Genomic DNA, 11775 nt, shown 5'->3' on the forward strand with positions numbered 1-11775 from the left:
TTGCGGAGCCGCCCCTTTGTTCGGATATCCCGAAATCGCCGTTAGCGCTTTGAGAACTGGAAGCTGCGGCGTGCCTTGGCGCGGCCGTACTTCTTACGCTCGACCACGCGGCTGTCGCGGGTGAGGAAGCCGGCGGCCTTGACCGTCGAACGCAGGACCGGCTCGTACTTGGCCAGCGCCTGGCTGATCCCGTGCTTCACGGCGCCTGCCTGGCCCGACAGACCGCCGCCCTTGACGGTGGCGATGACATCGTACTGACCGGCGCGGTCGGTGATGTCGAACGGCTGGTTGATGATCAGGCGCAGCGTCGGACGTGCGAAGTACACTTCCTGATCGCGGCCGTTGATGGTGATCTTGCCGGTGCCGGGCTTGACCCACACGCGGGCCACGGCATCCTTGCGGCGGCCGGTGGCGTAAGCGCGGCCCTGCGCGTCGAGTTCCTGTTCGCGCAGCGGAGCGGCAGGCGCCGCAGGGGCGGCCGGAGCGTCGATGGAGGGAGCAGCGGCGGCCGGAGCGGTGCCAGCGATGTCCTTCAGATCGGCGAGATCGGAGATGGTGTTGTTGTCGGCCATTATGCGGCAGCCTTGTTCTTGCGGTTCATCGAAGCGACGTCGAGCGGCTGGGGCTGGGTGCCGCCATGCGGATGCTCTGCGCCGGCATAGAGGTGCAGCGCCTTCATCTGCGCCCGGCCCAGGGGGCCGCGCGGAATCATGCGTTCAACAGCCTTTTCCAGCACGCGCTCGGGGAAACGGCCTTCCAGCACCTTGGCGGCGGTGATCGCCTTGATGCCACCGATATAGCCGGTGTGCTTGTAGTAGGTCTTGTTCTTGAGCTTGTTGCCCGTGAGACGGACCTTGTCGGCATTGATGACGACAACGTGATCGCCGCAATCGACATGCGGGGTGAAGCTCGGCTTGTGCTTGCCGCGCAGGATGTTGGCGATGATGACCGCGAGGCGGCCGACCACCAGACCATCGGCATCGATGAGATGCCAGTTCTTTTCGACCTCGGCCGGCTTGATCGACCGCGTGGTCTTGCTGAGCGCCTTCATGGGCTGTCAAATCCTCGTATCTGAAAATTCTGCCAGCGATGTGTATTGCTACACACTCACCTGCGAAGGCGCGCCAATGTTCGCAAATCACCCCGAAGTCAAGCGATTCTGCGCTTTCACGGGGCGGTATAATAATACCTCTCAGATGGTTGGCGCCATGGTGAGGCGGATAATCTCAGTCCTCCCGTCGGGAAACCAACCCGCCCAGCCACGCCGCCGTGGCCGGTGCCGCCGCGTCGCAGCGCCAGCCGGTGATCGCAGGCACTTCGTAAGGGTGGATTTCCGCTAGGCGGGCAATGACCGCATCCAGCAGCGCCGCATCGGTCTTGAACAGAGCGCCGCATTCCTCACCCGCGCCGCGTTCACCCTGCCATATATAGAGCGAACGCATCGCAGGCAGGATATTGGCGCAGGCGATCAGGCCTTCGTCCAGCAGCGTGGCGGCGGCCGCTTCCGCCGAAGCAGGATCGGCGAAGGGCGCCCAGATCAGCGCGGGGCCCTGCCCGGCGGAGATCGGTTGCGTCATCCCTTGCGTCCGATGGCGTGGACGGCCCATGCCGTCGCTGCCACCAGCAGTGCGCCGACGAACTGGTGCAGCACCGCCACCCACAGGGCGACGCCGGTCATTACCGTGGCAATACCGAGCAGGATCTGCGTGCCGAAAGCGCTGTGCACGGCGATGGCGGCGGGCCTCTGGCCCACTGCTTTCGCTTTGCGCGCCAGCACGATCAGCAGCGCCACCACCACCCAGGCCCACCAGCGGTGGATGAAATGGATCAGATAGGGATCGTACACCACGGCGTGGAGCACGCCCCGCGACCAATCGACCCCGTCCGGAAAGAATCGCCCCTGCATCAGCGGCCAAGCGTCCCAGTTGAACCAACCGGCCCCGGCGACGTAACCGGCGCGTTCCCCCGCAACGAAAGCGCCGAACAGCAATTGCAGCGTCAGCGCCATGAGTGTCAGCAGGCCAAAGCGCGTCAGCCGCGCGGGCGCCTCGCCCCGGGCCAGCGCGCGCATGTCGAGCGCGGTCCAGACAAGCCCCGCCAGCGTGGCGAGCGCGACGAGCAGATGGGCGGCGAGGCGGAAATGGCTCACCCGGTCGGCCGAATCGGCGTTGAGGCCGGATGTGACCATCCACCACCCGACCACGCCCTGCAGCCCGCCCAGCGCCAACAGGGCGAGCAGGCGCGGCTTGTACCCATCCGGTATCTGGCGCTTGATCCAGAACCACGCCAGCGGCAGCGCGAACGCGACACCGATCAATCGCGCCAGCAGGCGATGGACCCATTCCCAGAAGTAGATGAATTTGTAGTCCGCCAGCGTCATGCCCGCCGGGCCGTTGACTTCGATATACTGCGGAATCCGCTTGTAGGCTTCGAATTCGGCCTGCCACTGCGCGTCGGTCAACGGGGGCAAAGCCCCCGTCACCGGCTTCCATTCGGTGATCGACAGTCCCGATTCGGTCAGCCGGGTGATTCCACCCACCGCGACAATGGCGACGACCAGCGCGGCGACGATGAACAGCCAGCGGGCGAGTAGCAGGGGCCGCGCCGAACCGTGTTGCATTGCCGCCATCGCTTACCCCTTCCCTGCCGCGCTGTGCGCATTCCGGCGGGCTTGTGGGCAAGGCGCGGGCAAAGCGCAAGTGGGCAGGATGCCCCAGCGCGGCGCCCGCCCCATTCTGTCCCGCCGATGCCGATTTTGGTTGCACGATGTTACAACATATCATACGGGGCGGCTATGCGCACCGCATGGCTCTCCCTTCGCGACCGGATGGACCGGGTCGGCATTACCCTGTCAGGTTTGTGCCTGCTGCATTGCGTGGCCGGGCTGCTGCTGGTCACCGTGCTGGGAATCGGCGGCCAATGGCTGCTGGCCCCGATGATCCACCGGATCGGGCTGGCGCTGGCGATTGCTGTCGGCCTGCTGACCATCGGGGTCGGCGTTCTGCGCCATGGGCAGCTTCCGCCGCTGATCGTCGGCACGATCGGGCTGTTGCTGATGGGCGGCGGATTGTTCGTCGAACACGGGATGGAAGAAGCCGTGCTGACGATCAGCGGCGTGGTCCTGCTCGCCGTCGCGCACATCCTCAACTTGCGTCACGCCCATTGAACGCTATCTGGGCGGGCATGACGAATGCCCTTTCCCTCATCGTAAACGGCGAACCGCGCCGCACCGCGCCCGGCAGCATCGCCGATCTGGTCCGCCAACTGGACCTCGATCCGGCTAAAGTCGCGGTGGAACGCAACGGGGATATCGTCCCGCGCTCGACTCTGGCCGATGTCGCGCTGGCCGAGGGCGACGTTCTGGAAATCGTGCATTTTGTAGGAGGTGGCAGCGGCATGACGGGTGATGATAGCTGGACGGTGGCAGGCCGTACGTTCCGTTCGCGTCTGATCGTCGGCACGGGCAAGTACAAGGATTTTGCCGAAAACGCCGCCGCCGTGGAAGCGAGCGGTGCGGAAATCGTCACCGTGGCGGTGCGCCGGGTCAACCTGTCGGACCCCAAGGCCCCGATGCTGACCGATTTCATCGATCCGAAGCGATACACTTATCTGCCCAACACGGCAGGCTGCTTCACGGCGGACGAGGCGATCCGCACTTTGCGTCTCGCGCGCGAAGCGGGCGGCTGGGATCTGGTGAAACTCGAAGTGCTGGGCGAAGCGCGCACGCTCTATCCCGATATGCGCGAAACCCTGCGCGCGACGGAGACGCTTGCCAAGGAAGGCTTCCTGCCGATGGTCTATTGCGTCGACGATCCGATCGCGGCGAAGCAGCTGGAAGACGCGGGCGCGGTGGCGATCATGCCGCTGGGCGCGCCGATCGGCTCGGGGCTCGGCATCCAGAACCGGGTGACGATCCGCCTGATCGTCGAAGGCACTGCTTTGCCGGTGCTGGTCGATGCCGGAGTCGGCACGGCGAGCGATGCGGCGATTGCGATGGAGCTGGGCTGCACCGGGGTGCTGATGAACACCGCGATTGCCGAAGCGAAAGAGCCGCTGCGCATGGCGCGAGCGATGAAGCTGGCAGTGGAAGCGGGGCGCGACGCCTATCTCGCGGGACGCATGGGCACGCGCAAATATGCCGATCCTTCCAGTCCGCTGGCCGGGCTGATCTGATCCGCAGGTTTATCCGGGCCCGATCATCGTCCGGCGCGCGGCGCCGCTCCCGTCTCACGCCTTGTAGAGCGCATCCAGCCGTGGCGCGTAGCGTTCGCGAATCTTGTGGCGGCGGATTTTCATGCTCGGCGTTAGTTCTTCGTTGGCGATGGAGAAAGCTTCATCGGCGAAGGCGAACTGGCGCACTTTCTCGATCACCGACAGGTCCAGATTCACCCGGTCGATAGCTTCGCGCACGGCGTTGCGGAAAGCGGGCAGGCGTTGCAATTCGGCCATGTCGTAGCGTTCGTCGTTCGCCTGCGCCCATTCCAGCGCCCATTCGGCATCGGGCACGATCAGGCCGACGATATAGGGCCGCCGGTCCCCCATCACCATCGCCTGCAGGATTTCGGGCTGCAGGGTCAGCATGCCTTCCACTTTCTGCGGGGCGATATTGTCGCCCTTGTCGTTGACGATCATATCCTTCTTGCGATCAGTGATGACGATCCGCCCGGCCCGATCGATATGGCCGATATCGCCGGTATGCAGCCAGGGCGGGGAATCGGGATCGGCCGGGTCCGCGATCAATGTGGCCGCGGTCTGCGCCGGATTGTGCCAATAGCCGTGCATCACCAGTTCGCCCCGGCACAGGATTTCGCCATCGGCGGCGACTTTCACTTCGACACCGGGCAGCGGCGGGCCGACGGTATCCATTTTCAACCCCGCCGCAGGGCGGTTGCAACTGATAACCGGGCCCGCTTCGGTCTGGCCATAGCCTTGCAGCAGTGTCAGCCCCATCGCGGTGAAGAATGTGCCGACATCGGGATTGAGCGGCGCCCCGCCCGAAACCAGCGCTTTGATCCGCCCGCCGAACCGCTTGCGCACCTTGGGTCGCAGCGTGCGTTCGAGCAGCATGTCCATCGGCTTGTCGATCAGCCGCTTGCGCCCGGCAATGGTCAGCGCCCGGTCCATCAGGTAATTCGCGATGCGCCCTTCCTTGGCGATCTGCTTCATGATCCGTCCGCGCAGGACTTCGAACAGGCGGGGCACCACGACCATGATCGTAGGGCGCACCTCGGCGATGTTGCTGGCCAGCTTTTCCAGTCCTTCGGCATAGTAGATCTGCGCGCCGAGCCCGATGGGAAGAAACTGCCCGCCGGTGTGTTCATAGGCGTGGGACAGCGGCAGGAAGGACAGGAACACCTCATTCCCCGCCGGGCTTTCGCCTGCGTGGAAATCCTCGATCAGGATGGTGGCCGCGCCCGCCACATTGGACAGGATCGCCCCGTGATGCTGGCACACTCCGCGCGGTGCGCCGCCGGTGCCGCTGGTGTAGATGATGCAGGCCAGATCGCCCCGTCCGATCGCGGCGATGCGCCGGTCGACGGCGGCGCGTGCGGCGATGGCATCGCCAGCTATCATCGCCTCCCAGCTATGCCAGGCGAATCCGCCCACCTGCCCGGTTTTCAAGGGTTCCATGCCGATCAGATGTTCCGCCATGCCCGAACGCATCATCGCGGGCACGATCCGTTCGGCCAGCTTGGCGGTGGAGACGATCACCGCCCGCGCGCCCGAATTGTCGAGGATGTGCAGGTGATCGCGTTCGGTGTTGGTGGTGTAGGTCGGCACGGTGACGCACCCGGCGGCCATGATCGCCAGATCGGCGATGCACCATTCGGGGCGATTTTCCGAAACCAGCGCCACTCTGTCGCCCGGTTCCAGCCCCATGGCCACCAGCTTCTCGGCCAGCAGGCAAACCTGCCGCGCGGTTTCCGCCCAACTTAGCGCCTGCCAGCGATCCTTGCGCTTGATCCACAGGAACGGGTGTTCTCCGCCTCTGTCCGCCTGAGTCAGGAAAAGGCCGACGAGGTTCTGAGTCGCTTCGATTTCCGAAACCTGCACGCCTTGCTCCCGCTATCGCCAGCCTGGGTGTGGCGATTGCCTGAATGTCTATGATGCAGCGGCGGACGCGGCAACCCTTGACCGCCGACGGCAGGCATGGCGATGCATCCGGGCCATCCGGCTCAGGGTGCGATAGCCACGCCCTCGCTGCGGGGGTCGGCCGCCCCGCCCCACGCTTTGCCCCGCCGTACAGCGGCATTGGCTTTCAGCGGCATGTCCCTGGGTTCGACTGTGTGGCCCAGCTTGCGCAGTTGCGGAGCCATCGCTTCGAGCGTGCTGCCCTTCTCGATGAAGACGATGTCACCTGGGGCGAACAGCACCGGCAGGGCCAGCGCCTGCTTCGCGCTCATCTTCCAGTCGATTGCGCCGATGATCGCGCGGGCGACCTGGGCCGGAATCGTCGCCCCGCCAGCGGCGCCCACGACCATGAACAGCCCGCCGTCGGGGCCATAGATGACCGTGGGGGACATCGAACTGCGCGGCCGCTTGCCGCCTTCCACCCGGTTGGCCACCGGACGCCCATCGGCTTCGGGCGTGAAGCTGAAATCGGTCAGTTCGTTGTTCAGGTAATAGCCGCCGACCATCATGCCCGATCCGAACGAACCTTCGATCGTGGAGGTATAGCTGATCGCTGTCCCCTCCCCGTCGATTACCACGAAATGCGATGTGCCGGCTTCGGGCGGCTCACTGCCTTTGGCAAGGGCCATCGTCACTCCCGGCGGCGTCCCGGCATGGGTGGTGGGCATGGCGGTGGTGGGGGAAATCAATTTGCCGCGTGCGGCCAGATAGTTGGGATCGGTCAGCCCCCTGATCGGGATGGACACGAAGTCCCCGTCCGCCAGATAGAGGTCCCGGTCGGCATAGGCGAGGCGCATCGATTCCGCGATCAGGTGCCATGCCGTCGGCGAGCGAGGGCCCAGCGCGGCCAGATTGAATCGTTCGAGCTGCTTGAGCGTGGCGAAAACCGTTGTCGCGCCTGAGGATGGCGGGCCCATGCCGCAAATGCGATAGGCGCGATAGACGCCGCACACCGCCGCACGCGGAACGGCGCGATATGTGGCGATATCCTGTTCGGTCATCCCGCGCTTGTGCGGGATCGCCCCGGCGGCGCGGCGAGCGATGGTGCGGGCATTATCCCCCCCATAGAACGCATCTGCGCCATTCAGAGCGACGCTTTCCAGTGTCGCGGCCAGTTGCGGATTGACCACCAGTGTGCCCACCGGCAGCGGCTTGCCCGCCGCATCGAAGAACAGGGCGCGGCCATCGGGATCGGCGCCCGCCCGGTCCCCGGCTTCGGTCAGGTATTCATGGGTGCGCGGACTGATGGTGTAGCCGTTGCGAGCCAGCGCGATGGCCGGGCCGAACAGTTCGGCCCAGGGCAGCTTGCCGTGGCGGCGATGTGCTTCCTCCGCCAGGCGAAGATTGCCCGGCACGCCTACGCTCAATCCCGATTTCACCGCCTGCATGAACGGCACCGGCTTTCCCTGCCGGTCGAGGAACCAGCCGGGCTTGGCCGCGGCTGGCGCAGTTTCGCGGCCATCGATCGTTTCGACCGCGCCATCGGCGGTGCCGCGCACCAGAAAGCCGCCGCCGCCAATGCCCGAGCTTTGCGGTTCCACCACTGTCAACGCCAGCATGACGGCGATGGCGGCATCGGTGGCGTTGCCGCCGCGTTGCAGGATCGTGGCCCCTGCCGCCGCCGCGCGCGGATCGGCGGCGCTGATCAGGCCCGTGTCCGACTGTTCGACGCCGGCCTTGGCGTTCCGTTCCAGTGGCACCGTCGCGCAGGCCCCCAGCAGCAAAGGCAAAGCAATGGCTGCGAGTGTCTGGCGCAACGGTGCTATCATCCTATTCGCTCCCCACGGCGTCGGCGATGGTGGCGAAACCATCCCGGCGCATCAAGATTTCCAGGCCGCGTACGATATTTTTGGCAATCCCCGGCCCTTCATAGACCATGGCGCTGTAAAGCTGAACCAGGCTCGCGCCGGCGCGGATGCGGGCCCAGGCGTCTTCCGCCGTGGCGATTCCGCCGACCCCGATCAGGGGGATTGCGCCCCCTGTGGCCTTGCGGAAATCGCGGAGGCGCTGCTGCGCCAGATCGCGTAAGGGGGCACCCGACAGGCCGCCGGTTTCATCGCACAGCGGCGATTGCAGCGGTGGGCGCGAGATGGTGGTGTTGGACACGATCAGTGCGCCCAGCCCTTTGTCGACGGCGATTCGGGCGATGGCGTCGATGTCGGCGGGTTCCAGATCGGGCGCGACTTTGAGGAATACCGGCGGCTGGCCCGGCCCGGTGGTTTCGCCCCGCGCTTCGAGCACCGCGTCGAGCAGACCGGTCAGCGCGCTTTCATCCTGCAACGCGCGCAGGCCCGGGGTGTTGGGGCTGGAGATATTGACCGCCAGATAGCTGGCCAGTGGGGCCATGATCCGGGTCATCGTGGCATAATCGGCAATCCGGTCGGCCGCATCCTTGTTGGCGCCGATGTTGATGCCCACGATCCCGCCATATCCGCTGCGTGCTGCAAGCCGTGCGGCGGCGGCCTGCGCCCCGCCGTTGTTGAAGCCCATGCGGTTGATCACCGCCCGGTCTTCGGTGAGGCGGAACAGGCGCGGCTGGGGATTGCCCGCTTGCGGCAGCGGAGTGATCGAACCGACTTCGGCAAACCCGAAACCGAGGCCGAGCAGCGCATCGGGCACTTCGCCATCCTTGTCGAACCCGGCCGCCATGCCCACCGGATTGGGAAAGGCGAGGCCCGCAACATTGGTGGCCAGCGGCCCGGCTGTTGCCGGACGGCCCGCGGGCAGCGTTTTCAACGCGGTGATGGCCATGCGATGCGCCCGTTCGGCGCTCAGGCAATAGAGGAACGGGCGAAGAAAGCGAAAGAGCATCGCCTGCCTATGGCAAAGGCGGGAAAGCCTGTCGATGGCCTCGCTGCGCCTTCGCCCGCGAGGGTGGTCAAGGTGCGGAAATCACGGAAAATTGGCTCTAAGCATCGCAATGTAAGTGAAAAAATTGCAGCAGAGTGTCGTTTTTTTACAAGCCGCAGCAGCGGAATCGGCATAAGCGCCGAGATGCGACCCGAAGGGCTCGGTGCTTTTGCAACGAGTTCCTCAACTTCAGAGGCGGTTCTCACGTCGTGAGGGCCGCCTTTTTTCGCCGCCCACCCTGGCCAAATCTCCCATTGAAAAGCCCTCGGACCGCTCCTAGGTGAAACCGGAACGAATCAGTCTTATTTAATGGAGCCGAGGAAAATTGCGTCTTTCAAGCATGGCTGACTACGCTGTTGTGACAATGAGCGCCGCCGCGCGCCATTGTGGCGGCGCGCGCGTGTCCGCCGCGCAACTGGCGCAGGAAACCGGGCTCCCCGCCCCCACAGTGCAGAAACTGGTCAGCCGGCTGACGGCGGCGGGCCTGCTGCGTTCGATTCGCGGGGCGGGCGGCGGGCTGCAACTGGCGCGCCCGGCGGCGGCGATCAGTCTGGCCGATATTGTGGAGGCCGTGGAAGGGCCTATTGCGCTCACGGCCTGTGTGGAACAGGGGCGCCACGATTGCGCGCTGGAGCGATCCTGTTCGGTCCGCCCGCACTGGACGGTGGTGAACGAGGCGTTGCGCGGGGCGTTGGCACAAGTGCCGTTGAGCCGCCTTGCCCAGATGGAAGTTGTCGCATGACGGAAGAAATCAAGGACCAGCAGGCGCGCGAGGCGGCGGAAAGAGTCGCCGATTACGAGCATGGCTGGTCGGCCGATATCGAACAGGAATTCGCGCCCAAGGGCCTCAACGAGGATACCGTGCGCTTCATTTCGGCCAAGAAGGACGAGCCGCAGTGGATGCTGGACTGGCGGCTGAAAGCCTTCCGCATGTGGCAGACGATGAAAGAGCCGGAATGGGCCAAGCTTAACATTCCGCCGATCGACTATCAGGATGCTTACTACTACGCCGCGCCCAAGCAGAAGGACGCGCTCAAGAGCCTTGATGAGGTGGACCCTGAAATTCTCAAGGTCTACGAAAAGCTGGGCATTCCGCTGGAAGAGCAGAAAGTGCTCGCCGGGGTCGAAGGGGCGCGCAAGGTCGCGGTCGATGCGGTGTTCGACAGCGTCTCCGTCGCCACCACGTTCCGCGAGGAGCTGAAGAAGGCGGGCGTGATCTTCCTGTCGATTTCGGAAGCGATCCGCGAATATCCCGATCTGGTGAAGAAGTGGCTGGGCAAAGTCGTGCCGATGCACGACAACTACTTCGCTGCCCTGAACTGCGCGGTCTTTTCCGATGGGACGTTCGTCTACATCCCCGAAGGGGTGCGCTGCCCGATGGAACTGAGCACCTATTTCCGCATCAACGCGGAAAACACCGGCCAGTTCGAACGCACGCTGATTGTGGCGGATAAGGGCAGCTATGTCAGCTACCTCGAAGGCTGCACCGCGCCGCAGCGCGATGAAAACCAGCTTCACGCCGCCGTGGTCGAACTGGTCGCGCTGGACGATGCCGAAATTAAGTATTCCACCGTGCAGAACTGGTATCCGGGCGATGCCGAAGGCAAGGGCGGGATCTACAATTTCGTGACCAAGCGGGCGCTGTGCCAGGGCGCGCGCAGCAAGGTGAGCTGGACCCAGGTCGAAACCGGCAGCGCGATCACCTGGAAATATCCGTCCTGTGTGTTGAATGGTGAGGATTCGGTGGGCGAGTTCTACTCGGTCGCCGTCACCAACAATTTCCAGCAGGCCGATACCGGGACGAAAATGATCCATAATGGCGCGCGCAGCCGTTCGACGATCATTTCCAAGGGCATCAGCGCGGGCAAGAGCAACAACACCTATCGCGGGCTGGTCCGCGTGGCGGGCAATGCCACCGGCGTGCGCAATTTCACCCAGTGCGATTCGCTGCTGCTGGGCGACCGGTGCGGTGCGCACACCGTGCCCTACATCGAAGTGAAGAACCCTTCGGCCCAGATCGAGCATGAGGCGACGACCAGCAAGATCAGTGACGATCAGTTGTTTTACGCCATGCAGCGCGGGCTGGATCAGGAATCGGCGGTGGCGTTGATCGTCAACGGCTTCGCCAAGGAAGTGTTGCAGCAATTGCCGATGGAATTTGCCGTGGAAGCGCAGAAGCTGCTCGGCATCAGTCTCGAAGGGAGCGTGGGATGAACGAACGGACCAGATTGACGCTGGCTGCTCGCCCGGCTCCGGCGGAAGGCGAGCCCGCCGCCGCCGACAAGACCCGCGCCTGGCAGGTTTCCCCCGCGCGCGCGGAAAAACTGAAGGAACAGGCCCGCGACATGCGCCGCAACCCGACAGAAGCCGAAGCGCTGCTGTGGGAAGGACTGAAAGACAAGAAATGCGGCGGTTTCAGTTTCACCCGTCAGGTGGTGATGGGCTCCGCGATTGTCGATTTCGCCTGCCGTTCGCGCTGGCTGGTGGTGGAAACCGGCGGCGCGAGCGAAGCGGAAATGGCGCGCAATGCCTTGAGCGACCGCAAGCTGACCGATGTCGGCGTGCGGGTGCTGCGCTTTGCCGACGATGCCATTCTGGCCGATGTGGCTGGGGTGCTCGCCCAGATCGCGCAAGAACTGCACAAGCCGTTCGACAAGCCGCAACCGGCCAGCGCGAACCGGGGCGGCGAGCGGTCCCCCCGCACTGCCTCGCGCGGCGGAAATCGCCACGATGGCGCCCGCGCGCCGCGCCGTTTCACCGGCGGCAGAAAATGAGCCTTGCCGGCTGGACCGC

Annotated in this window: 12 protein-coding genes; 5 read left to right on the top strand and 7 right to left on the bottom strand. The window is 64.9% G+C overall.

All coding sequences use genetic code 11. The features are described from left to right. Positions 1-41: 41 nt before the first annotated feature. The 4 genes from rpsI to K5X80_RS02445 all read right to left on the bottom strand — a co-directional run bounded on the left by rpsI (position 42) and on the right by K5X80_RS02445 (position 2629). A complete protein-coding gene (gene rpsI, locus K5X80_RS02430; protein WP_222559270.1) occupies positions 42-572 on the bottom strand; it encodes a 30S ribosomal protein S9 in 531 nt (176 codons plus the stop codon). After that, on the bottom strand, positions 572-1051 hold the full coding sequence (rplM, locus tag K5X80_RS02435) for a 50S ribosomal protein L13 (protein ID WP_222559271.1): 480 nt from the start codon (positions 1049-1051) through the stop codon (positions 572-574). The genes rpsI and rplM overlap by 1 nt, the downstream gene beginning before the upstream one ends. 175 nt (positions 1052-1226) lie before the next feature. Further along, complete coding sequence (gene cutA / locus K5X80_RS02440) at positions 1227-1577, bottom strand: divalent-cation tolerance protein CutA (RefSeq protein WP_222559272.1); 351 nt, start codon at positions 1575-1577, stop codon at positions 1227-1229. Continuing rightward, on the bottom strand, positions 1574-2629 hold the full coding sequence (locus tag K5X80_RS02445; RefSeq protein WP_222559273.1) for a COX15/CtaA family protein: 1056 nt from the start codon (positions 2627-2629) through the stop codon (positions 1574-1576). The genes cutA and K5X80_RS02445 overlap by 4 nt, the downstream gene beginning before the upstream one ends. Before the next feature lie 165 nt (positions 2630-2794). Between K5X80_RS02445 and K5X80_RS02450 the strand changes: the two genes are divergently transcribed. Further along, complete coding sequence (locus tag K5X80_RS02450) at positions 2795-3166, top strand: MerC domain-containing protein (RefSeq protein WP_222559274.1); 372 nt, start codon at positions 2795-2797, stop codon at positions 3164-3166. Between the two features lie 17 nt (positions 3167-3183). Further along, complete coding sequence (thiS, locus tag K5X80_RS02455; protein ID WP_222559275.1) at positions 3184-4173, top strand: sulfur carrier protein ThiS; 990 nt, start codon at positions 3184-3186, stop codon at positions 4171-4173. A 54-nt stretch (positions 4174-4227) separates the two neighbouring features. Here thiS and K5X80_RS02460 read toward each other — a convergent pair whose 3' ends face one another. From K5X80_RS02460 to K5X80_RS02470, 3 genes are all read right to left on the bottom strand, one after another. Continuing rightward, positions 4228-6054 carry an AMP-dependent synthetase/ligase gene (locus tag K5X80_RS02460; RefSeq protein ID WP_222559276.1) on the bottom strand — a complete coding sequence of 609 codons (1827 nt, stop codon included), beginning with the start codon at positions 6052-6054 and terminating at the stop codon, positions 4228-4230. Between the two features lie 122 nt (positions 6055-6176). After that, the gene (gene ggt, locus K5X80_RS02465) at positions 6177-7901 is read right to left on the bottom strand and encodes a gamma-glutamyltransferase (RefSeq protein ID WP_222559277.1); all 1725 of its coding nucleotides are present in this window, start codon (positions 7899-7901) and stop codon (positions 6177-6179) included. Between the two features lies 1 nt (position 7902). Next, positions 7903-8943, bottom strand: coding sequence for a quinone-dependent dihydroorotate dehydrogenase (locus K5X80_RS02470; protein ID WP_222559278.1), 1041 nt, complete (start codon positions 8941-8943; stop codon positions 7903-7905). 364 nt (positions 8944-9307) lie between these two features. On the opposite strand from K5X80_RS02470, the gene K5X80_RS02475 reads away from it, so the two are divergent. Genes K5X80_RS02475 through K5X80_RS02485 form a run of 3 tightly spaced genes read left to right on the top strand, consistent with a single transcriptional unit; the run spans position 9308 to position 11756 of the window. Further along, the gene (locus K5X80_RS02475; protein WP_261390602.1) at positions 9308-9724 is read left to right on the top strand and encodes an SUF system Fe-S cluster assembly regulator; all 417 of its coding nucleotides are present in this window, start codon (positions 9308-9310) and stop codon (positions 9722-9724) included. Then, positions 9721-11196, top strand: a complete 1476-nt coding sequence (sufB, locus tag K5X80_RS02480; RefSeq protein ID WP_222559280.1) for a Fe-S cluster assembly protein SufB — start codon at positions 9721-9723, stop codon at positions 11194-11196. The genes K5X80_RS02475 and sufB overlap by 4 nt, the downstream gene beginning before the upstream one ends. Continuing rightward, on the top strand, positions 11193-11756 hold the full coding sequence (locus tag K5X80_RS02485) for an endonuclease domain-containing protein (protein ID WP_222559281.1): 564 nt from the start codon (positions 11193-11195) through the stop codon (positions 11754-11756). The genes sufB and K5X80_RS02485 overlap by 4 nt, the downstream gene beginning before the upstream one ends. Positions 11757-11775: the final 19 nt, after the last annotated feature.

Source organism: Caenibius sp. WL, from assembly GCF_019803445.1.
GTDB lineage: Bacteria > Pseudomonadota > Alphaproteobacteria > Sphingomonadales > Sphingomonadaceae > Caenibius.

Bases quoted from the DNA above. Each gene is read 5' to 3' on its own strand.
- ggt (WP_222559277.1), bottom strand. From the start codon at position 7,901: ATGATAGCACCGTTGCGCCAGACACTCGCAGCCATTGCTTTGCCTTTG.
- cutA (WP_222559272.1), bottom strand. From the start codon at position 1,577: ATGACGCAACCGATCTCCGCCGGGCAGGGCCCCGCGCTGATCTGGGCG.
- K5X80_RS02450 (WP_222559274.1), top strand. From the start codon at position 2,795: ATGCGCACCGCATGGCTCTCCCTTCGCGACCGGATGGACCGGGTCGGC.
- rplM (WP_222559271.1), bottom strand. From the start codon at position 1,051: ATGAAGGCGCTCAGCAAGACCACGCGGTCGATCAAGCCGGCCGAGGTC.
- K5X80_RS02485 (WP_222559281.1), top strand. From the start codon at position 11,193: ATGAACGAACGGACCAGATTGACGCTGGCTGCTCGCCCGGCTCCGGCG.
- thiS (WP_222559275.1), top strand. From the start codon at position 3,184: ATGACGAATGCCCTTTCCCTCATCGTAAACGGCGAACCGCGCCGCACC.
- rpsI (WP_222559270.1), bottom strand. From the start codon at position 572: ATGGCCGACAACAACACCATCTCCGATCTCGCCGATCTGAAGGACATC.
- K5X80_RS02445 (WP_222559273.1), bottom strand. From the start codon at position 2,629: ATGGCGGCAATGCAACACGGTTCGGCGCGGCCCCTGCTACTCGCCCGC.
- K5X80_RS02470 (WP_222559278.1), bottom strand. From the start codon at position 8,943: ATGCTCTTTCGCTTTCTTCGCCCGTTCCTCTATTGCCTGAGCGCCGAA.
- sufB (WP_222559280.1), top strand. From the start codon at position 9,721: ATGACGGAAGAAATCAAGGACCAGCAGGCGCGCGAGGCGGCGGAAAGA.